20 protein-coding genes are annotated in these 22284 nt (G+C 41.9%); 12 read left to right on the top strand and 8 right to left on the bottom strand.

Annotation, left to right across the window (positions count from 1 at the left end; translation table 11 throughout):
• From AN394_RS07940 to AN394_RS07900, 9 genes are all read left to right on the top strand, one after another.
• Positions 1-714: a YggS family pyridoxal phosphate-dependent enzyme gene (locus AN394_RS07940; RefSeq protein ID WP_055021190.1), complete on the top strand. Its 714-nt coding sequence runs from the start codon at positions 1-3 to the stop codon at positions 712-714.
• 17 nt (positions 715-731) lie between these two features.
• The gene (gene proC / locus AN394_RS07935; protein ID WP_055021189.1) at positions 732-1553 is read left to right on the top strand and encodes a pyrroline-5-carboxylate reductase; all 822 of its coding nucleotides are present in this window, start codon (positions 732-734) and stop codon (positions 1551-1553) included.
• 23 nt (positions 1554-1576) lie between these two features.
• Positions 1577-2110, top strand: coding sequence for a YggT family protein (locus AN394_RS07930; protein ID WP_054562743.1), 534 nt, complete (start codon positions 1577-1579; stop codon positions 2108-2110).
• Between the two features lie 58 nt (positions 2111-2168).
• On the top strand, positions 2169-2609 hold the full coding sequence (locus tag AN394_RS07925) for a DUF4426 domain-containing protein (RefSeq protein ID WP_054562744.1): 441 nt from the start codon (positions 2169-2171) through the stop codon (positions 2607-2609).
• A gap of 7 nt (positions 2610-2616) precedes the next feature.
• The gene (locus AN394_RS07920; RefSeq protein ID WP_055021188.1) at positions 2617-3216 is read left to right on the top strand and encodes an XTP/dITP diphosphatase; all 600 of its coding nucleotides are present in this window, start codon (positions 2617-2619) and stop codon (positions 3214-3216) included.
• Positions 3213-4346, top strand: coding sequence for a radical SAM family heme chaperone HemW (hemW, locus tag AN394_RS07915; RefSeq protein WP_055021187.1), 1134 nt, complete (start codon positions 3213-3215; stop codon positions 4344-4346). The genes AN394_RS07920 and hemW overlap by 4 nt, the downstream gene beginning before the upstream one ends.
• 40 nt (positions 4347-4386) lie before the next feature.
• Positions 4387-6222, top strand: a complete 1836-nt coding sequence (locus tag AN394_RS07910; RefSeq protein WP_054562747.1) for a DUF885 family protein — start codon at positions 4387-4389, stop codon at positions 6220-6222.
• Between the two features lie 99 nt (positions 6223-6321).
• Positions 6322-7005 carry a hypothetical protein gene (locus AN394_RS07905; RefSeq protein WP_055021186.1) on the top strand — a complete coding sequence of 228 codons (684 nt, stop codon included), beginning with the start codon at positions 6322-6324 and terminating at the stop codon, positions 7003-7005.
• A 4-nt stretch (positions 7006-7009) separates the two neighbouring features.
• Positions 7010-8266, top strand: coding sequence for a lipopolysaccharide biosynthesis protein (locus AN394_RS07900; protein WP_055021185.1), 1257 nt, complete (start codon positions 7010-7012; stop codon positions 8264-8266).
• On the opposite strand, the gene AN394_RS07895 is transcribed toward AN394_RS07900, so the two are convergent.
• Entirely contained in the window at positions 8255-8971 is a 717-nt protein-coding gene (locus AN394_RS07895; RefSeq protein WP_055021184.1) for an SIMPL domain-containing protein, read from the bottom strand. The two genes, AN394_RS07900 and AN394_RS07895, sit on opposite strands and share 12 nt — an antisense overlap.
• A 169-nt stretch (positions 8972-9140) precedes the next feature.
• On the opposite strand from AN394_RS07895, the gene AN394_RS07890 reads away from it, so the two are divergent.
• Both AN394_RS07890 and AN394_RS07885 read left to right on the top strand, forming a co-directional pair.
• Positions 9141-11810 carry a bifunctional acetate--CoA ligase family protein/GNAT family N-acetyltransferase gene (locus AN394_RS07890; protein WP_055021208.1) on the top strand — a complete coding sequence of 890 codons (2670 nt, stop codon included), beginning with the start codon at positions 9141-9143 and terminating at the stop codon, positions 11808-11810.
• Between the two features lie 15 nt (positions 11811-11825).
• Entirely contained in the window at positions 11826-12773 is a 948-nt protein-coding gene (locus AN394_RS07885; RefSeq protein WP_055021183.1) for an ion transporter, read from the top strand.
• 22 nt (positions 12774-12795) lie between these two features.
• Here the strand turns inward: AN394_RS07885 and AN394_RS07880 are convergent, their stop codons facing one another.
• Genes AN394_RS07880 through AN394_RS07870 form a run of 3 tightly spaced genes read right to left on the bottom strand, consistent with a single transcriptional unit; the run spans position 12796 to position 17945 of the window.
• Positions 12796-17301 (bottom strand): EAL domain-containing protein, encoded by a 4506-nt coding sequence (locus tag AN394_RS07880; RefSeq protein ID WP_055021182.1) that lies wholly within the window; start codon positions 17299-17301, stop codon positions 12796-12798.
• Positions 17302-17316: 15 nt separating this feature from the next.
• A complete protein-coding gene (locus AN394_RS07875; protein WP_055021181.1) occupies positions 17317-17742 on the bottom strand; it encodes a GNAT family N-acetyltransferase in 426 nt (141 codons plus the stop codon).
• A gap of 2 nt (positions 17743-17744) precedes the next feature.
• Positions 17745-17945, bottom strand: coding sequence for a DUF3283 family protein (locus AN394_RS07870; RefSeq protein ID WP_036966037.1), 201 nt, complete (start codon positions 17943-17945; stop codon positions 17745-17747).
• Positions 17946-18098: 153 nt separating this feature from the next.
• Here AN394_RS07870 and AN394_RS07865 point away from each other — a divergent pair, with 153 nt between their 5' ends.
• The gene (locus tag AN394_RS07865; RefSeq protein WP_235575491.1) at positions 18099-18800 is read left to right on the top strand and encodes a transporter substrate-binding domain-containing protein; all 702 of its coding nucleotides are present in this window, start codon (positions 18099-18101) and stop codon (positions 18798-18800) included.
• On the opposite strand, the gene AN394_RS07860 is transcribed toward AN394_RS07865, so the two are convergent.
• From AN394_RS07860 to zntR, 4 genes are all read right to left on the bottom strand, one after another.
• Positions 18797-19042, bottom strand: a complete 246-nt coding sequence (locus tag AN394_RS07860; RefSeq protein ID WP_055021180.1) for a DUF1289 domain-containing protein — start codon at positions 19040-19042, stop codon at positions 18797-18799. The two genes, AN394_RS07865 and AN394_RS07860, sit on opposite strands and share 4 nt — an antisense overlap.
• Positions 19043-19304: 262 nt before the next feature.
• A complete protein-coding gene (locus AN394_RS07855; RefSeq protein ID WP_055021179.1) occupies positions 19305-20435 on the bottom strand; it encodes a 1-acyl-sn-glycerol-3-phosphate acyltransferase in 1131 nt (376 codons plus the stop codon).
• Between the two features lie 155 nt (positions 20436-20590).
• Positions 20591-21871 (bottom strand): SO_0444 family Cu/Zn efflux transporter, encoded by a 1281-nt coding sequence (locus AN394_RS07850; RefSeq protein WP_055021178.1) that lies wholly within the window; start codon positions 21869-21871, stop codon positions 20591-20593.
• Entirely contained in the window at positions 21855-22268 is a 414-nt protein-coding gene (zntR, locus tag AN394_RS07845) for a Zn(2+)-responsive transcriptional regulator (protein WP_082401639.1), read from the bottom strand. The genes AN394_RS07850 and zntR overlap by 17 nt, the downstream gene beginning before the upstream one ends.
• Positions 22269-22284: the final 16 nt, after the last annotated feature.

Genomic DNA, 22284 nt, shown 5'->3' with positions numbered 1-22284 from the left:
ATGACTCCACAACCAACTGATAATTATATGGTTACAATAGCAGAACGACTTACATCCGCCTACGCAAGAATTGCTCAAGCTGCAAAAAATAATCACCGCGATGAGCAATCAATCAACCTATTGGCTGTTTCAAAAACAAAACCTGCCGACGATATTATTGCTGCCTATAAGCATGGTCAACGCCAGTTTGGCGAATCATACGTTCAAGAAGCGATAACAAAAGTCACAGCATTGGCTGATTATAAAGACATTGTTTGGCACTTTATCGGCCCTATTCAATCAAATAAAAGTGCCCAAGTAGCCACGCATTTTGATTGGGTACAAAGTGTTGACCGCACTAAAATTGCAAAACGTCTTAATGAGCAACGACCAGCCGACAAAGCCCCGCTCAATGTATTAATTCAAGTTAATATTAGTTTAGAAGAGGCTAAGTCAGGCTGCCACCCAGACGAGCTAATGGCATTGGCCGAATTCGTCAATCAATGTCCTAATTTATGCCTGCGCGGTGTGATGGCGATTCCTGCCAAAACCGATGATGCCCAGCTACAATTACAATATTTTGAGCAATTAAGCGCTTGCTTTGATAAACTAAAGGCCCAATATCCCCAAGTAGACACCTTGTCGATGGGTATGAGTAATGATGTTGAAGCGGCGATTGCAGCAGGTTCAACCATGGTACGCATTGGCACGGATATATTTGGCCAACGAAATTAAAAGGTGATAACAGACATATGTCAGACAAAAAAATCGCATTTATAGGCACGGGTAACATGAGCTACGCCATCATTGGCGGCATGGTAAAGAACGGTTTTGCAGCAAAAAACATCATTGCAACCAATCGCAACCAAGAAAAATTAGCTAAGGTTGCTGCTGATTTCGGGGTGCAAACTACCGCGGATAACAACGCGGCACTTCGCGATGCAGATGTGATTGTCTTATCTGTTAAACCACAAATGATGGGCGATCTTTGCCAATCATTCCAAGATTCAGGCGTTGATTTTAGCGACAAGCTATTTATTTCAGTGGCCGCTGGCCTTACCGTTAGCCGTTTACGTGAAATGCTAGGTCAAGATGTGAAAATGGTACGTTGTATGCCAAATACACCATCATTACTAGGCCGTGGTGTTTCAGGTCTATACGGCGCGGATGAAACCGCTGAAGAGCACGAGTTTGTACAACAAGTTTTTGAGTGTACAGGCATTGTTGTTTGGGTTGAGCAAGAGTCACAAATCAACGACATCATTGCTGTTACAGGCTCATCACCTGCTTACTTCTTCTTATTTATGGAAGCTATTGAAGAAAAAGCTAAAGCACTTGGCTTTAGTGATGAAGATGCGCGCCGTTTAGTGCAACAAACCGCACTGGGTGCTGCCGAAATGGCTCTTTCGCAACCAGACATCAGTATTTCTCAGCTACGTGCAAACGTAACCTCTAAAGGGGGTACGACTCACGAAGCTGTTGAGCATCTTAAATCACAAGGTTTAGTCGGCACAGTTGCAGGTGCAATGGATGCCTGTATTGCTCGCGCTGAAGCGATGGAAAAAGAACTTTAAGCTTACTTTTTGAAGGTAAAACTATGCAAGCCATGCACTTTTTAGTTGGGATTATTTTTGATCTCTTTTTAATGGTGGTCCTTTTACGCTTTTGGTTACAAGCGGCAAAAGCTGACTTTTACAACCCTATGAGCCAGTTTGTGGTGAAAGCCACTTCGTTCGCAGTGAACCCACTTCGTAAAATCATCCCAGGAGTGGGTGGCTTTGATATTGCTTCGTTAGTGCTTGCTTATTTAGTTGCTGTAGCAAAACTCAGTGTTATTTTTCTGATGTTTTATAACGCTTGGGCGCCAGGTCCGGTATTTATTCAAGCGTTAATTACGGTAGTTAAAGAAGGCCTAAACTTACTATTTTGGGTATTAATTATTCGTGCTTTACTAAGTTGGGTAAGCCAAGGCTACAACCCAATTGAGGCTGTATTCCATCAGCTAACTGAGCCGATGTTACGTCCCATTCGTAAGGTTATCCCACCACTAGGTGGTCTAGACCTATCAATCTTAGTGTTGATTATTGGTCTACAGTTTTTACAGTTTTTAGTAATGGATTTAATTGGCTAAGCGTTTAACGTTAAGCAGTAAGGGGCCGAAAGGCCTCTTTTGTTAAGTGAGATATACCATGAAGCAATTTATTTATTTTTCTTTGATTGTATTGAGTTTATTTACAACCTTTGCCAAAGCTGATGAACAAGCAGGCGCCCAGTACAAGGTTCTTGGCCCTTGGGAAGTTCATTACATTGCATTTCCATCGACTTTTATTCAGCCAAACATTGCTAAAAACTATGATTTAGAGCGTAGCCCTAGCAAAGGGATTATTAATATTTCGGTATTAAAAAACAGCGATAAAACAGCGCAGACTGCAACTTTAACTGGCACTGCACGTAACCTACTTGGTAATAAAAAACAGCTTACATTTAAAGAAGTTGTTGAAGGCGATGCGATTTATTACCTCGCGCAAATCGATTACAGCAACGAGGAAATTTACCGTTTTGATATCGAAATTAATCAAAATGGCAAAGTACAAACGCTGAAGTTTCAGCAAAAATTTTACGTAGATTAGTAGACCTATGAACAACACCTTGGTTTTAGCCACGGGTAACCCTGGCAAAGTAAAAGAGCTGGCAAGTATGCTCAGCCCACTTAATATTAACGTGGTTCCACAAAGCGATTTTCAAGTACCAGACGTGCCAGAAACAGGCACCACATTTGTTGAAAACGCCATTATTAAAGCGCGCCATGCAGCAAAGATCACAGGCTTGCCTGCGATTGCTGATGACTCAGGTCTTGAAGTAGACGGTCTAAATGGTGCACCAGGAGTGTACTCTGCACGTTTTGCCGGAGCGGGTGCCAGCGATCAAGATAATATCGACAAGCTACTAAAAGAGCTTGCTGATAACCCAGTTCGCAGTGCGCGTTTTTGGTGTGTGTTAGTATTAATGCGCCATGCTGACGACCCTACACCACTTATTTGTAGTGCTAGCTGGGAAGGCGAAATCACTTATAGCCAAGATGGTCAAGGTGGTTTTGGTTATGATCCTGTTTTTTACGTACCGTCTGAGCAATGCACTAGCGCTCAGTTAACTAAAGAGCAAAAAAATGCCCTTAGCCATCGCGGCCAAGCTTTAAAACAACTACTTGCGCAATTGCAGCAAAAAGGCGGCCTGTGAGTTTACCGCCTTTAAGTTTATATGTGCACGTGCCTTGGTGCGTGCAAAAGTGCCCATACTGTGACTTTAATAGCCATGGCCAAAAAGGCACGATCCCCGAAAAAGAATACGTTCAACATCTTATTGATGATCTCAAGGCCGATTTGCACTTAGTGCAAGGGCGTAAAATCCACAGCATTTTTATTGGCGGCGGCACCCCAAGCTTATTAACCGGTGACGCATATACTCGCCTACTTGGTGAAGTCGACAAATTAATTGGCCTAACTGATGACTGTGAAATTACCCTAGAGGCAAACCCAGGTACCGTCGAAACAGGTCGCTTTAAAGAATATGTTGCCGCTGGCATCAATCGTATTTCGATTGGCGTGCAAAGCATGCAAAACGACAAGCTAAAAGCCCTTGGCCGTATTCATGGTGCTGATGAAGCAAGTTATGCGGCTAAACAGGCGCATCAAGCAGGGCTAAACAGCTTTAACCTTGATTTAATGCATGGCTTACCAGGGCAATCTGTTGCAGACGCCTTAAGCGACCTTGAAAAAATTATCGCCCTTAATCCACCTCATATCTCGTGGTATCAGCTAACAATTGAGCCAAATACTCAGTTTGCTTCTAAGCCACCGACCTTACCTCATGACGACACCCTTTGGGATATTCAAGAACAAGGTCAAGCGTTACTCGCAGCAGCAGGTTATGAGCAATACGAGATCTCAGGCTACGCGAAGCCCGGCTACCAATGCCGTCATAACTTGAATTATTGGCGATTTGGCGATTATCTCGGTATCGGCTGCGGTGCCCATGGTAAAATTACTGATGAAAATAAACTCATCACCCGTACGGTGAAAGTAAAACACCCTCGAGGTTATATGGATCTTGCCAAACCGTATTTATACGAACAATGGCAAGTAGCAGAAGACGACTTAGCTTTTGAATTCTTTATGAATCGTTTTCGTTTAGTCGAACCCTGCCCCAAAGCTGATTTACCTTTGCTTACAAGTTTGTCACTGCAAAGTCAGGAACAAGCCTTGACTGATGCAATTGCAAAAGGCTTACTAATTGATGATAAAGATAACTGGCAGGTAAGCCCAAAAGGCCACCGCTTTTTAAATGACCTGCTAGAATTATTCGTTTAAGAATTATAATTAAATTTCTAACAACTACATAGGAACGATAATGCGTAAACTGACCTTCATCGCTGCGGCGGTAAGTGTTGCATTACTTGGCGGCTGCCAACAAATGCAAGAGCAACCGAAGCCTGCACCAAGTGTACAAAGCCAACCTGTACAAAGTGAAATCGATAAAGCTAATGCCTTCTTCGAAGATACTTTTAACCGTGATGTAATGAAAAGCCCTATCTATCAAACATACATGGGCATCAAAAAAGATTACGACAAATGGGACGATGGCAGCGAAGAGCGCGTTTTAGAAGACTTTGAACAAACTAAAGCTGACCTAGTAGCGCTTAACGCAATTAACCGTGACCTATTAGATGACGCAACAAAAGTAAGCTACGACCTTAAAAAGCAAGATTTAGAAAACGAAATTGCTGATTTCAAATGGCGTCATTACAACTACCCTGTGAACCAAATGTTTGGTGTTCACTCGATGATCCCTGCGTTTTTAATCAACCAACATCAAATTGCCGATGTATCTGATGCTAAAGCGTATATCTCACGTTTAAATGGTGTTACAACGGTTATTGATCAGCTAATCAAAGACCTTGAAGTACGAGCAGATAAAGGCATTATCGCGCCTAAGTTTGTTTTCCCACACGTGATTGATTCAAGCAATAATATCTTACGCGGCGCACCATTCCATGATGGTGAAGACTCAACGTTACTTGCCGACTTTAAACGAAAAGTTAATGCATTAGAGATTGCCGATAGCGAAAAATCTGCACTTATCAGCGACGCTGAAAAAGCCTTAAAAGCAGCAGTAAAACCTTCTTACACTAAGCTAATTAACTTCTTAGCTCAGTTAGAAAAACGCGCTGATGACCGTGATGGTGCTTGGAAATTCCCTGACGGTGAAGCGTTCTACAATAATGCTTTAGCGCGTACCACAACGACTGATTTAACAGCGAAAGAAATCCACACAATTGGTTTAGCTGAAGTCGCGCGTATTCACGACGAAATGCGTGAAATTAAGGACAAAGTAGGCTTTAAAGGTGACCTTAAAGCATTCATGCAATTCATGAAAACTGATAAGCAGTTCTACTACCCTAACACGGCTGAAGGTAAACAACGTTACCTTGATGAGGCAACAGCGCTTATCGATAACATGAAATCTCGTCTAGACGAGCTATTCATTGTTAAGCCAAAAGCAGACCTTAAAGTGAAAGCTGTTGAAGCATTCCGTGAAAAAGCAGCAGGTAAAGCGTTCTACCAACAACCTGCGCCAGATGGTTCACGCCCAGGTATTTATTACGCAAACCTTTACGACATGGAAGCAATGCCAACATACCAAATGGAAGCACTTGCATACCACGAAGGTATTCCTGGTCACCACATGCAAATTGCTATCGCACAAGAGCTTGAAGATGTACCTAAGTTCCGTAAGTTTGGCGGCTACACAGCGTATGTTGAAGGCTGGGGTTTATACTCTGAGCTAGTACCAAAAGAAATGGGCTTATACGAAGACCCATATTCAGATTTTGGTCGTCTTGCGATGGAATTATGGCGTGCATGTCGCCTAGTAGTAGATACAGGTATCCACGCTATGAAGTGGACACGTCAAGAAGGTATCGACTACTACGTAAATAACACACCAAATGCGACGTCTGATGGCGTTAAAATGGTTGAGCGTCACATTGTAATGCCTTCACAAGCAACGGCATACAAAGTGGGCATGCTGAAAATTTTAGAGCTTCGTGAAGCAGCTAAAGAAAAACTAGGCGATAAATTCGATATTCGTGAATTCCACGATGTAGTACTTAAAAATGGTGCAGTACCATTAAATGTACTAGAGAAGTTTGTTGACCAATGGGTTGCTAAAAAACAAGCAGCTTAAGCAATAAAGATTTGAAAAAGGCCGCTCAGCGGCCTTTTTTATTTATTTAAACAACTAGTTGAGCTATAAATGTATAAATAATAAAAAACGAGTATCTCCATGCAAAGCGCGATTGAGCAATTGAACAGCCGGCTTCAACATCATCAGTTAAAAGAACTCATTGCCGATTACCAAAGTTTATCGGGAGTGTTGCAAGCGGCACAATTACAGCACATTTATCAATTAGCGTGTAGTAGTGAAGTTAAATACTTGTTTTTACAAAATGTGGCAGCGCATTTACTCGAAGCAAGCCCGCTGCCAAGTGAAGCTGTAGCCTTAATTGATGATATCGATAAACTGAGCTTTTTCACGCCTGGTCTTAAGTTTCAAAATGCTTTTTGTGTAACAGACAGTCAGGGCAATACCTTACTACATCATTTATTTACGCAGTGTCAGGCTGATAACCTACCCTTTAATTACTTGCGTTCGTTAATGTTATTTGAAAGCAACGAAAGCTTAGGCATAGCGTTAAAAACATTAAATAAACAGCAGCTCACTCCTATTGGTTGCTTTATAGCGCAAAACAGCACGACCCAAATGCTAGCCAAACATGAGTTCTCTGCGCTATTAGCCATGATGGAAGTCGACCAAAGCCACAGCCCTAGCGCAGTCAGCGCCTTAATAAATACCCTTAAGCAATTTTATGGTGCCAATCAACCAACGAGTAGCGACAGTAAAGTGCTGCTTTGCGCGGCCTATTTGCAAGTGCCAACGGCGCAGTTATTAAACGCGCTCAATCAATAACTTCATGAATAAGGATGTTGTTAAAGCGTTTTTATCGCTCAGTAGTTTTACCGCCCTTAACCATGGTAGCCGTATTGTACTTACCTTGTGCCTTGCAAGGTTATTAAGTAATGATGAGTTTGGTACTTTCGCCGCGTTACTCGCACTGTGTGAAATTCTGTTATTACCCGCGAGTATGGGTTTTGCATCGTCTTTAATGCGTATTAGCTACCCGCTCTACAAAGCTCAGCAACATGATTTACTACGTGGCTTAAAACATGTTTATTTAGCTGCATCGTGTTTATTCGGGGTGATTTTTGTCGCTGCTGTGGTGATTAGCTTTCAGGCTATTTCACCGCACCAAAGCGCTCAAGAGCATGTGGTCTATTTACTATTACTGGTGCCGATTGGCGCCATTATGCAAAGCCAATCGGCTTTTTTAGTAGCTTTGAATAAACCAAAAATTGGCCTAGTAACACAGCAATGTATTTTTGAATTGCTAACCGCGGGGTTTTGCTTTTTCGTGTACTTGATACGTGGCGATTTATCTTTAGTCGAGATTTGTATCTTGTTGTTTTGTAGCATCTTGTGCGTAGTCATTTATCAATATTGGTTAATCAAGAAAATGCTCGTCGCAAGTACAGCCCGATACCAAACCAAGCAATGGTGTAAAGACTCCTTGATCATGCTCGCCAGTGGCGCAGGCACCGTATTAGTAGCAAAACTCGATGTCTTACTGGTGCATCACTGGTTTGGTGCACAAGGCGTGAGTATCTTCTTCCCTGCGGTAGTGATTGCTGGCTTACTGACTATTTTAGGCAATGCCGCCAACCAATATTTAAAACCCATTTTAATGGCAGATGAAACGACCGAGCAGCAACTTAGCGAATTAATGAAAGTGGTATGGCGTTTTAACTTTGCCGCTATTTTGCTACTTGCCCTGCTCGCAAAGCCACTACTCACTCTCTATGGCGAAAGCCAATTGCAGGAAGGGTTTTGGATTTTAATGCTGCTGTTACTCGGGCAACTGTTATTACCAGCAAGAATTTTAGCCAGTAGTATGATCAAATTAAAAGGCAACCCGCTTATTAACTTGTACGTATTACTTGGCGCAACCAGTGTCACGGTTTTAATGGCAATACTGTTAAAAGATCAGTTTGGCTTATTGGGGGTGGCTGTGGCATTTAGTGGTGGCTTTATGCTTGGAGCGCTTTGCCGCATGGTAATTGTATGCACACGCATGCGGCTGCCTTTATCTGTGGTATTGGGTTTAGTCAGATAGATAATATTCAACACTGGTAACAACGCGCACTTTTTTCAGCTGAGGTGTGTTTGAATCTCTATCAGAAATTGAAAACTGCCCCTGACGCGCAGTTTTAATTTTACCTAATTTAGATTGTGAATCTTTGGCAAATTTCATTGCCACTTCACGGGCTTTTTCGGTTGCTTCTTGAATCATATTTGGCTTAATTTCATTTAAGCCATTAAATAAATATTGAATACGCGTTTCGTAATTGTCTTGTACTATCGCAATGCCTTGCTTGGCTAATTGGCTTACAGCGCCTAACGCATGTTGCACTTTTTTGATGTCATTTGAATAAACAATGACATTATTACGGGCAATATAACGAAACTGTTGATTTTCGCCGCCATATTCGCGGGCTTGTTTATCAATAATTGACTGACTACCAAGACTAATTTCTTCATCACTAAAGCCATGTAGCTTTAAAAAGGCGACGACTGCATCGCTTTTCTCTTCAACGCGACCTACTAATTTTTCAAGGTTGTTATCGGCATCAGAAAACTGCAATGGCCAAATTACGGTGTCGGCAGGCACTTCCATTTCAGCTAACCCTTTAACGTGAACAGTGCGCTCCATGCCTTTCACATCAAGGGCTGCACTTTTCAAAATAAAACCTAATCCGAGCAAACCCACCGCCAATGCACACGCTGCAATAACGATATTAAATGGTTGCGCTTTATTCATGCTTTTCTCCTTGATGTAGGTCACTGTTTTTGACTCGAAAAGTAGTTATAAACAGGTTATCTTATGAGTATAACTTTTAATACTTTAGAAGCGTGTCGGTTCTAGTTTGGGTGTATTAAACTTAACAGACCCTGAAGTTTTAACAAACAGCGCAAGCGAAGGAAACAGCATGAGCGTTAAACGTATTAGCCAATTTTTTAACCCTAAATCAGTCGCGGTCATTGGCGCCTCAAATTCCCCTAACCGAGCGGGCTTTGTGGTTATGCGCAACCTTTTACAAGGGGGCTTTAAAGGCCCAATCATGCCTGTTAGTTTAAATCACAGCGCTGTACACGGCGTACTAGCCTATCCGAGCATTGCTGCACTTCCAAAAGTACCTGACCTTGCGGTTATTTGTACTAATAAAAACACCTTAATCAACATCATTAACGAGCTTGGGGAGCTTGGCTGTAAACATGCAGTGGTGATTGCAGCCGGCTTAAACGCCGACCAAAAGTACGCATTAAAAGAAGCAGCTGCTGAGGCAAATGTCTCTTTACTTGGGCCTAATTGTTTGGGCTTACTTATTCCTCATATTGGCTTAAATGCTAGTTTTTCGCATACAGTTGCAAGCCCCGGGAAGCTCGCCTTTGTATCGCAATCAGCGGCTGTTTGCTCAACCATTCTTGATTGGGCGAAGAACAAAGAGATTGGCTTTTCATATTTTGTGTCTGTAGGTGATTGCCTTGATATCGACTTTGATGAGTTACTCGACTTTTTAGGTCGCGATGCTAAAACCAAGGCTATCTTGTTGTATATCGATAATATTGAAGATATTCGTAGCTTTATTTCTGCAGCGCGAGCTGCTGCGTTTAGCAAACCTGTCATTGCCATTAAAACCGGTAAAACCAGCGCCGGTGCCCTTGCTGCAGAAATACACACTGGTGGCAAACAAAGCTCTGATGCGGTCTATGATGCGTTGTTTCAGCGAGCGGGTATGCTAAGGGTAAACGACTTACGAGAGCTTTTTGCAGCAACACAAACGCTGGCAATGCACCCCAAACTACTTAAAGTCGAACAACTGACTATTTTAACCAATGGCGGCGGCCCTGGTGTCATGGCTGTGGATACGCTCTTGCAAAGCTCAGGAAAACTAGCAGAGCTTAGCGACGAGACCAGAGCAGCGCTGAATAAAGTGATCCCGCAATCAGAGATGACCTCGAATCCGGTGGATATTTTTGGTGACTCAGCACCAAGGCGCTATCAACAAGCCTTAGAAATTTTACTGCAAGCCAAAGAAGTTAAAAACCTGCTGATCATTCATACCCCTTCTGCGCTTGCACCGAGTGAAGACTATGCTGAGATCATTGTCGAAACCTTAGAAAAAATCCCGAAGATGGCTCGCCCTTATGTTATGACAAACTTTATGGGTGAAGATGCCGCGTATACCGCGCGTAAGGTCTGCGCTAATAATGCCATTCCGACCTACCGTACACCTGAAGGTGCGGTTGGTGCCTTTATGCACTTGGTAAGTTATCGCCGTAACCAAAAACATTTAACGCAAACGCCAGAATCGAACACCGATGATGCAAAGATAAATAAAGACGCAGCACGCACAGTCGTAAATGAGTTTTTAGCCGAAGAGCAAAGCTATTTATCAACCCATGAAGCAAGCCAAATACTCACTCATTATGGTATTGATTGTATTCAAACTGAGGTTGCTTACACACCAACAGAAGCCAAAGAGCAAGCCATTGAGCTAGGTTTTCCTGTAGCGTTAAAACTAATAAGCCCAAGTATTCCTTCTAAATCAGAAGTCGGTGGTGTCGTCCTTAATTTAAATGATGCACAAGAAGTTGAGCAAACAGCTTTTGCCATGCTGCTCCGAATCAAAAACACCTACCCTGATGCGCATATAGAAGGTTTTTCACTGCAAAAGATGGCACCACGAGCGGGTGCTAATGAGCTACGAATAGCTATTAAAACAGAGCCGAACTTTGGCCCAGTGATCTTACTGGGTGAAGCAGGCACCGGACTTGAATTCGCTCAAGCTGCAGTGGCATTACCACCACTGAATATGAACTTGGCAAAATACCTGATTGCTGCGGCGCACGATAAAGGCGTACTTAAAGACCGCGTACTACCAGAAAAGGTCGATAAATACCGTTTATGCGCCCTACTCACCCGCATCTCGCAGCTTGTTATCGACCAACCTGACATTACCAGTGTTGAGTTAAACCCTATTTTAGCCAGCAATGGGCAGTTTTTGGTCCTTGATGCGACTATCGGCCTTAGCCGTTATAAAGCAAAAGCGAACCGTAAACGCTTGTGTATTCGCCCCTACCCGATTGAATTGGTTAAAGAAGTAACCCTTAAAAACAATACCCAAGCACAGCTAAGACCAATTAAACCGGAAGATGAGCAAGCTCACTTAGAGTTTGATCAATCATTAAGTAAAGAAGACAGATATAAACGCTTCTTCGGTGAATTACCGCAATTTAACCATGATCAGCTCGCGAAAATGACGCAAATTGATTATGACCGAGAAATGGCGTTTATTGTCAGCCAAGAGCAAAATGGTTCAGCCTGTACATTAGGGGTGTCTCGTGTACTTATGGATCCAGACAAACTCGATGCTGAGTTTGCAATTGTGGTGCGCTCTGATTGCCAAGGTTTAGGGCTTGGCACAATATTAATGAATGCGGCAATTGAGCATTGTAAAAACCAAGGCGTAAAACAAATTGCAGGTATCACCTTGCCAGAAAACACCGGCATGATTGAACTGGCACGAAAACTCGGGTTTAAGATCACCCGCGACTTTGAAGAGGGCAGCATTAACATGGTGCTAAAACTTAACTAAAACTGGATCACTATTTTGCATCGTTTAAGAAATTACACTGCACGAGTTTTTGAAGGTAACGGTAAATATCGACGTATAGGACGCGCTCTCGACGTGTTTTTAATGTCGTTGATCATGATTAATGTGGTGGCGATTGTGTTGGAGTCAGTCGGCCCTTTAGCAAAGCAATATCATCACGAATTTTTAATGATCGAGCTGATTTCTGTCGGTATCTTTACCTTAGAATATGTGCTCAGGCTTTGGTGCTGTGTAGATAAAAGCGTGCATAAAGAAAGCCCGTTAACAAATTCAAAAATTCGTATTAAGTATTTCTTTTCGCCCATGGCGCTGATTGATCTTATAGCGATTTTACCCACCATTCTGATGGTCTTTGTGAGTGTTGATTTACGCTTCTTGCGAGTGCTTAGGTTAATGCGTATCTTCAAGCTGACACGCTATTCAAGGGCGATGCAGCTGTTATTAAACTCGTTCAAAGAAGAAAGCAGCTCACTGCTTGCGGCTTTTTTTATTATGGCCGTAGTGCTGATTATTGCTTCATGCGGTATTTACTTAATTGAACACGATGTACAGCCAGATAAATTTGGCTCTATCCCTGCTGCAATGTGGTGGGCAATGGTGACATTAACAACCGTTGGTTATGGCGATGTCGTGCCTGTGACTCCCCTTGGTCGTTTATTTGGTGGTGCTATAACACTGGTAAGTATGGGCATGGTGGCTATTCCAACTGGTTTATTAGCCTCAAGCTTTTCTGAGCAGTTACGTAAACGCAGACAAGTGTTTACCGATGCAGTGCATGAAGCCGTTGAAGATGGGCACTTATCGCCTGTTGAAGAAGAGCACTTAGAAAACTTACGGTATAAACTGGGTTTAAGTCAGCAAGAGGCGAATAAAGCGATTCATAACGAGCTTAAAAACCGCAATCGCAATCTGTATTGCCGCCACTGTGGTAAACGCCAAGATTAACGAAAAGGGTAAAGTTTTCGCTTTACCCTGAAAATTCATCATCCCACTGGGTATCTAAAAGCGCCTTCACCTCATCACCTGCCACAGGTTTGCTAAACAGGTAACCTTGGAAATACTCACAGCCTAAAGAGCGTAAGAACTGCAATTGCGTGCGGTTCTCAACCCCTTCTGCTACACACTCTTTACCCAAGCTTTTTGCCAGAGTAAGCGTTGAATTGATAATCGCTTCATCACCTTTATCAATACCAATGTCATTAACAAAGCTTTTGTCTATTTTCAGCACATCAACCGGAAAACGTTTCAAATAGGTCAGTGAGGCATAACCCGTTCCAAAGTCATCCATATAAATACGACAGCCTAGGGCTTTGAGTTTTTCCATACTTTGCTGCGCTTTATCTGAGTCATGCATCATCACTGATTCGGTGATCTCAAACACTAACGCGCTCGCAGGAACTTTAATTGCACTTATTGATTGATGTATTTTCTCAACCAGATTTTCGCTTTCAAAATCAAGGGCAGAGAGATTAATCGAAATATATAAATCAGGATGCGTGGTACGCCATTGGCGCAGCTCAATCAATGCTCTTGATAGAGTCTGCAGCATAATTTTGGTAATTAGCCCGGAGCTTTCTGCTGCATTTGCAAAGTCTTCTGGTTTATATTCATCATTACTCGGCCAACGTAACAACACTTCAAGCCCCGCCACTTGGCGAGTCTCAGCGCTCACAATTGGCTGATAAAAATTACAAAACTCATGTTCTTGGTAAGCTTTACTTAACTGTGATTCAAGATGCAAAGTACGCTGCACTTGTAAGTTCATTTCTTGCTTATAGAACTGATAACAGCCTTCGACATGACTTTTCGCGTGGTACAGTGCCACATTAGAGGCTTTTAATAAGGCTTTGGTGTCCTTTGCATCATCAGGGTAAACAGCAACACCTACGCTAAGGTTCACTTTTACAGCTTGCTGGCTCAATTCAATATGAGTATCGACACAATCCATCACTTTTGCACATAACAGCAGTAACTCATCAAGCTGTTTAAAATCTTCGGCAAGGATCACAAACTCGTCACCATCGAAACGTGCCACGCTATCTTGTGGACGCAACACCTGTTTTAAACGCTTAGCAACACGCTTAATTAATTCATCAGACTCTTCACGGCCTAGCGAATCATTAAAGTGCTTAAAGCGCTTAATATTAACGTTTAATAACGCCACTTTTGTTTGATGGTAATCAGCTTGTTCAATAGCGTGAACGACTCGGTCGTTGAACAAGGTTTTATTTGGTAGTCCCGTCAAAGCATCGTAGTTGGCCAGTAGATGCAGCTCGTTTTCAGCCAGCTTTTGCGCGCTAATATCAGTAACTATAATCACATAGCTATCAAGTTGGCGATTATTGCCTGCAACCGCACTTATTTTTATTAATACTTGGCGCTTTTCACCGCCAGCAACTTCAACAACATCTTCGGCTGAAAAGTGCTCACCCGATTCAAGCTTTTGCATAATGCGTAAGTAATGGATACGAGTTGATATAGGCATACCCAGTGTGAGCGAGCGACTAGAGCGAGGCTCTGCTGGAAAGCCAAAGGCATCTTGGAATGACTTATTGGTAGCGCGAATACGCAGATTCTTATCTAAGATGAACACCCAGTCGCGAGTTTGTTCAAATGCCGCACCAAACAAACGGGCATTTTCTTCAAATACCAGCTCTCGGGTCATATTTGTGTAGGTGCCCGCTACTTTTTCAGGGGCGCTGTCTTGCCACTCAACCACTTTGCCAAAGTCTTTATACCAACGCCAATTACCATCAGCATGACGTAGTCTGTAAGTGCAATTGAAATAGCCTTTTTGTGTAGATAAAAACTCTAACCACTCTAACCGGAAAGTTTGTTTATCATGTGGGTGAATCTTTGCTAAATAATCATCTAAATTTACGCTATCAGTTTCATAACCTAACTCATTTTTAAGACGCGGTTGATAAATAATCGGGCTTTGCGATGACCAATCCCATACTCCAGAATGGCTGCCTTCAAGAGCAAGCTTCAATCGTGCTTCACTCTCTTTACTCTCTTTATGGGCGGCTAGTAATATTTGTTGCATACGGTTACGCCTAAACACCCAAGCAGCAACAAACAGTGCAACCAAAATCACATATAAAACAATAAAGTGAGGTGCACGCCAAGGTGGGTATTTCACTTCGATATTCAAAATAGCGGGCGGCGTTAACTCTCCGGTTAATGGATCTTTTGCCCATACCTTAAGGTGGTATTTTCCTGCACTGAGTTTTGGGAAGAGTACTCGGTTGTTATTGCGGGTATAAGTTTTTTGACCATCACCTAGCTGGTATTCATAAATGATACGTTCTTGATAGTTAAATGCCATCGCAGAAAAGGCAACTTCAAGGCCTATATCATCATGCTCAAGAACGACACTATCGATAGGCTGTTTTAGCTCAGCGGGTAAATCGCGCGACATCAAATCAAGGTTAGTAATATTTACGTGATCAATTAAAGCTTGCTGATAGTGGTTATCCATAGGGTAAAAGTAGGTAAAGCCTTTTAGCGTACCATAGACAATTTGCCCTGACTCAAGCTTAGTAAATGCACCACTATTAAACTCGGTTGAGAATAACCCTTCTGAGCCAGTAAATTGCTGAAAGTGCAGATTATCTGGGTTCAGTCGCCAAAGCCCTTTGTGACTACTCATCCATATCATACCCGCTTCATCAAGTACCATGTCGTATAACAAGGTACCTAACTTATTCTTCTCAAGATCGATGGTATAAATATGCTCGTAAGTGCTGGCGTCTAAGCCGATTAAGCCAAAGTTTGAAAGCGATAACCACAACACATTGTTGTTATCTATGATGTAAGACATCACATTCACAGCAACATTTTCATGCTGTTCAGGCACTTTATATATCGTCGAAAGCTCGTAAGTTTCGGGATCAACTTGATACAAAATACCCGCGTTATAAAATAATGGCGCTTTTGGGTTTGACGACAACGCTGGTAAAAATCCGTAGGCTAAAAACGGCTCAAACTCATCAAACTTGCCGCCTAGTCGGGTCACTTTTTGGCTATCGATATTATAAACAAACATGCCGTAATCAGGATGAACATAGTAAAGATCCCCCGATGGCATCAACAATATGCCATGCACCCAATCGTTGATTAAAACCTGATTCTCAGGATTTGCGGCTTTGACTGGCGTGGCCTGCCCTGTTTTCGGATCAAAGCTTAAAATACCGCGATTAGTGTGCAGCCATAATTTATCTTTATAGGGCATGATTTGGTAAATACTGAATTCAGTAGTAATCAGGTCGACCTGATAATCTTTTAAAAACACTTCACTTTCGTAGGTTTCTAAATCAACCGCTGTTAGGCCATTATGGGTGGCAAGCCAGAGACGATTTTGAAACTCAGTGATACTCCAAATTGAGTGGTGAGATAGCCCATCGCCTGTTAATGAATTGGCTGTCACATTAATAAAATTGTAATTATCGTATGACTGATAAAATGCCCCATCATTTTTGGTTGCCAACCACATTCCACCTGAGCGGTCTTTCACAATATCAATAATGCTGGTGTCAGCTAGTGTGTAACCACTTTCTTTTAAGCGCATATTCTTAGCTAACTCACCCGTTTCAGGGTTATATTCAAATAACCCTTTGTCAGTGCCAAGCGTAATAGAGTTAGCCTCTGGAATAATTTTCCAAATATTTAATTCACTGATGAGTGTTTTATTTTTGAAGGCGATATCAGGGGTATCAAACATTGCTTTTAAATTGCTAATATCAACCTGATAAAGGCCTCTAACAGCCCCCACTAGCAATGTTTGTTCATTGATAATAGCGAACGATTTCACATAATTTTGATAAATATGACTTGGCTCATTTTGCAAATGTTCAAGCTTACGGACTTTTCCTGATGCTAGCTCATAGACATAAGCACCATTACTGGTGCCCATAAAAATATAACCTTGGTACGCGAAAAGCTCTCGAATAACGCTGCTTTTAACTCGGTCAGGAATTTCAAAAATAGAGGTGATTTTTTTCGTTTCTAAGTCTAGTTTGGCAAAATCCCAGCCTCGCCCTAGCCAAAGTGTTTTGTCATCAACAGCTACCATGCTAAACACCGACTCAATAAAAATTTGCTCTTCAGTGGTTGGTTTAGCAATAAACTGCTGATAAGTATCGGAAGTGGGATCATAGCGGAATAAACCCGCTTGTAGTGAAGCTATCCAGATATAGCCTTGTGGATCTTGGTAAATACGGTCAATGATGGCATCTTCAAGCTCACCATTAGGACCTTTGATATGAACCACCTGATAACCATCGTAGCGATTGAGGCCACCTTCAGTCGATAACCACAAGTAGCCACTGTTATCGATAAGCATAGTGTTTACATAACTTTGCGATAAGCCTTCACTGGTTGATAAACGTTTTACCTGAGAGATAGCGGGATGGCTAAACAAGCCACAGGTCAAAATAAAAAATAACGCTATACTGGAGAAGAACTTAGTCATTGACGTTCCAAATTGCTAACTTGGCACTGTGTCACGCGTAAAGTGCATCGCAACTACGTTTCGATGCGCATATACCTCAAACAACGATTGCAAAGAATTGGGTAATGTTAATGCATAGTTAAACCCATTTTGTAGATAAAAATCAATCAGATTTTGGTACACGAAGGTAAAAACTGTCCCTTTTTGTGCGGCGGTGACAGCCGCAAGTAATTGTGAGGCTATTTTTTGACCCCGCCATACTTCATCAACATAAAGGGTAGACAAAAATAACAGCCCTGCATGGTTTTGGACTCGGCATGCTGCAATTATTTCTGTTTCTTTGTAAGCAACCCATACTTGGTCAGCTTTGCTCGCTCGACCACGAGCCTTGTGTTTATCATAAAATTTGTTTACTAACGGCGTTTTAATTGGCTCAAGTAAACAAAATCTAAACACAGCCATGGTTAGCTCATTAACGAAAGGTAATGCTCAAATTGCTGCTTAAGAAAAGCTTGCTCAGACATAGGGCGATTATTTATTGCAGTGTAAACACCTTCGCGAGTGTTCTTACCGCGCTTTATTTGATAAGCCCAAAAAGACGCTTCGTAATCCAATTGAATTTGATATTTTTGCTCTCGTGGCAATTTACATAAATTGAAACTCATACTTTCTCAGCAATAAATTTTTGATTTTGCAAGTATAACAAAATTAACAGGCTTTAATCCCTTTTATTAGCTTAAAAAGCCCACGGATAAGCTTGATTTTGGAAACACATATCAGTAAATTAACGAGCAATTTATGTACGCAAGGAACGCACGTTGTCGAAGTATCTGAGTCACAGATTTGCCTTATTTTTGCTGTTTTTTTGCTTCTCAAGTAGTGCCAGCACTAATTTACTGATCTTTAATCGCCCCGCCGATACACCACAAGCTCGCTATGTTATTGATTTAATGAAAATGGCATACAAAGAAATTGGCTATGAGATCCATATAATCGATTTTAATCATCAAAATGCGCTGGTTGCTGCAAACCAGGGTGTGCTCGATGGGCAACTAGGGCGCATTGCCGATGTTAAAGACGATTATCCTAATTTATTGAAAGTAGACTATGCGCTTTTTGATTTTAATCTAGTGCTACTGAAAAATTGCCGACAATGCCAATATGAACAGCTTAAATCGTTAGCAATTCAGTCAAGCTACCCGGCAGCCCAGAGTTATATCGATAACCACCCATTTGCAGGCGATGTGATCAAGGTTAGAAATGTCACTGCGCAGCTTAATTTACTCACGCAAAAACGTGTTGAAGGGACAATATTACTAGACTTTTTATTGTCGACTAAGCATCCGGGGTTTGATCAAACAGCCTTTCATAAACAGGTTTTAATGCCGATGCAGAGCTTTCACTTTGTGCATAAACGGCATAAAGCGATAATTCCGCAACTGACTAAAGTACTTAAAAAGCTTGATGAAAACGGCACGGTGCAATTTTTAAAATCGAAATACAACCTCAGTAAATTTTAAAAATCAAAACCGCCTTGCTCAGGATTTGTTTGTTGCTGCTCTGCCTGCTGTTTTTTCTGAAGGAAACGTTTATAGCGCTGTTGGCATAAGCTAATGACTTTACGTTTTTCTGCATTGGTAAACTTATTCCAATAAAAGCGCTCATCACGACTGCGGTAGCAACCTTTACAATAGCCTCGGTTATTAACTTGGCATATCCCTTTGCAAGGGCTTGGAATTTCAAATATTTCAATTTGTTGCATCACAAATGCCGGTTAATAAAGAATATTAAAAGTATAGCCTGAAAATTAACCATAAAAAAAGCCACTTTAAAAAGTGGCTTCTTAAACTAATACCAATTCGCTTAATTAAGTAGTTTATTTTGAGGCAAGAAAACCTTGTTGATAACAAGGAAAAAATTTCGTTATTTAGTTGTTCTAAATGAGAAATTTTTAACGCAGGTAGCGACAGGTTTAATCCCTCAAAATGATTAAGTATTATTGCGGATTGGTATAATTGTTTCGCTTACTCAGATTCGCTTGTGGCAAGTTCTGCTTTACGATGAAAAGGTTTAGCATACATAGCTAATACCAAAGGTTTTAGCTCCTCTGGCACTTTTGATAGTCGCTCGTTAAAAGCTGCAGCATCTTTTTCGTCAATCACAGCTTGCGTACAACCACCCGCTATGTAGTTACCAGGGTGTAAGAAAAACGAATCAACAATTTGCTGATCAATGGTTTTTGCCAGCTCTTCAGGTGATTCGCAGCCCGATTCAATTGGTTCGCCAAACGCTAAATGTACATGCCCTTTAGCTGTACTAAAACCTTCAACAATACTAGCAATATCTTCACCTTGCTGTTTCACATACTGACCATGTTGCTGTTTATGATAAAGCTCTTTCGCTTTTGCAATCGCGCATGGCTCGTATTGATAAGAGATAGACACTGGCACAATTTTTAATTCGCGTACGTACTCAGCAAATTCTTTTTTCTGCTTACGACCTTGTAACTGCAACATTTTAAGTAAGGCAGGATCTGTTTGATCAAAACCGTCTTTTGCTCGGCCTTCTTTTTGCGCTATCCAAATTGAGTGGCCTTCAGCAAGTGAGTCATAGATATAAGCAGACAGCTGCGACAATGCTTTAAGCATCTCTTTTGGAGCTTTCGCTGAGCGCTTTACAATAAAGCTCTTGTTTAAACGCATTAACTCAGTGATATAAGGAATTTGCAGCAAGTTATCACCAATTGCGATGCGAACTGTCGGCATGTTGTGCTTGAACAAGCCCCAATTCACCAACGCAGGATCAAGCACAATATCGCGGTGATTAGAGATAAATAAGTAAGCTTGTTTTGGGTCTAGTTTATCGATGCCCGAAAACGTTACTTCTGAAGTCGTACGGGTGATTAGTTTATTTAAATAATCAGCCACTTCATGCTGAACTTGCTCAACCGATGCGGTGTTGCCCCACTTTTTACGCAGCTGACTGCGCACTAATGGGCGAGTAATAAATGGGAAGTTCGATAAAAAGCGCGGTAGGTTATACTTAGCGATTACATCTACAAAGGCATTATCAGCAATCAAACGCGCTACTGAATCAGCTACTTCATCATCATTGTAAGGTCTTATGTCGGCGTATTTATCCACACTTTCACTCATTAAAAACTACTTAAGTTAAAAAACGGCACGCTGAGCGTGCCGTTAAAAATAATTGGCGGATTATAACTCAGGCAATTTTAAATGCGAACCGAGACGCGATAGTTAACCAAATTAAATGCCAATTAATGTAGAAAATATATATCTATAACAAATAATTAAGCAATGCTCTTACCAGTTTGCGACGCCTTTTTTAATACCATTTTTAGCAGTAATCTAAGCATTAAAATTGCCAACACAATACCTGCCACAAGGCTTAACCAATGTGGTAGAACTTCATGCTCTTCGCCCATCATCGGCGCCACCACAAAACCATATTGCGCCACTAAATAATCGGTTAAAAAGCCAAATGCTAGCGCCGTGCCAATCACCCCTATTAAGTAGGCAAATACCGCACGCTTGCCAAGCTCTTTACCAACCACACCAAGTGTTGCAATATTAGTTGCCGGCCCTGCTAACATAAACACTAGCACCGCCCCCGGAGAGACACCACTGAGTAATAAGCCTGCCGCAATAGGTGTCGATGCAGTAGCACAAATATACATAGGAATACTGATTAAAATAACCACCAGCATCGCCAGAATGCCATTACCCCATTGGCTTAAATAAGATTCTGGTACATAAGTTTGAACTAGAGCAGCAAAAAATAAACCGATCATTAGCCAAATCATGGTGTCTTCAAGCAGCTTGTTGCAACTAAAGCTCACCGCGCGTTTCAGTTTGTTAAAACGACTTTCAACGGCTTTAGTTGACTGCTCAGTGCTGCAACAGCTTTTCTGCGAAGGTGCTGCTTTTTCAGTTGCGCAACTGTGTTGCGGCTCCTGTGTTGGTTGCGATTCCTTGCTACTACAACAACTTGTTGTTTTAGCAGGCTCAAGTTCTTGAGGTGATTGCTTACTACAACAACTTTGTGCGGGCTTAGTAGATGCCTCTTTGCTACAACAACTCGCTGTAGTCACAGGCTCAGGCTGTTTACTGCTACAACAAGATGTTGATTCTGAGTCTTTTTCATCTGATGCTGTATTTTGATGCTGATGAAGTTCACTGTCTTTCCCCACTAATACACCGGCCACAATGGCACTGCACACGGCGGCAATAGGACGTATTACCGCCATAAATGGGCCAAGCAACACATAAGATACCGAAACCGAATCGACCCCAGTTTCAGGGGTTGAAACTAAAAATGCTGTGGTAGCACTTTTTGACGCCCCTGCCCTTCTTAAACCAATGGCCGCAGGGATCACACCACATGAGCACAAGGGCATTGGGGCACCAATAAAGGCTGCTTTAACTGTGGTCCATAACCCTTCTTTGCCTAAATGCCGGTTAAGAAAGTTAGCAGGCAAATACACATTGAGAAGACCAGCTATGAATAAGCCCAACATTAACCAAGGCGCTGAAAGTAAAAACAGATGCCAAAAATTATTGAGTAAGTCCATCGATATCCTCCAGCGTCGTTAGTATTGAACAGTTTTCAGCAGGCTCTTCTCCGCCACAACATTTATCTGCTAATAATGATAGTGAGTCATAAAAGCGAGTAAGCTCTGCAATTCGTTGTGCAACGAGATCACGTTTTTGTATCGTCATCTCTTTAACTTCATGACAAGAATGCTGATCTTTATGAAACTTAATTTGCAGTAGCTCTTTGATCTCAGCCAGACTAAAGCCAACATTCTTTGCTCTGAGAATAAACGCCATTTGTTTATAGTCATTCTCAGAATAAAAACGATATCCCACGTCTGAACGCGAACTAGGCGTTAACAAACCATGCTTTTCGTAGTACCGTAGCGTATCTGTTGAGACACCCAACTGACGGGCAAACTCACCTATTTTCATCACCGTCTCCATTGTG

This window comes from Pseudoalteromonas sp. P1-26, from assembly GCF_001401795.1.
GTDB lineage: Bacteria > Pseudomonadota > Gammaproteobacteria > Enterobacterales > Alteromonadaceae > Pseudoalteromonas.
This window is presented reverse-complemented; position numbering and strand designations above follow the sequence as displayed.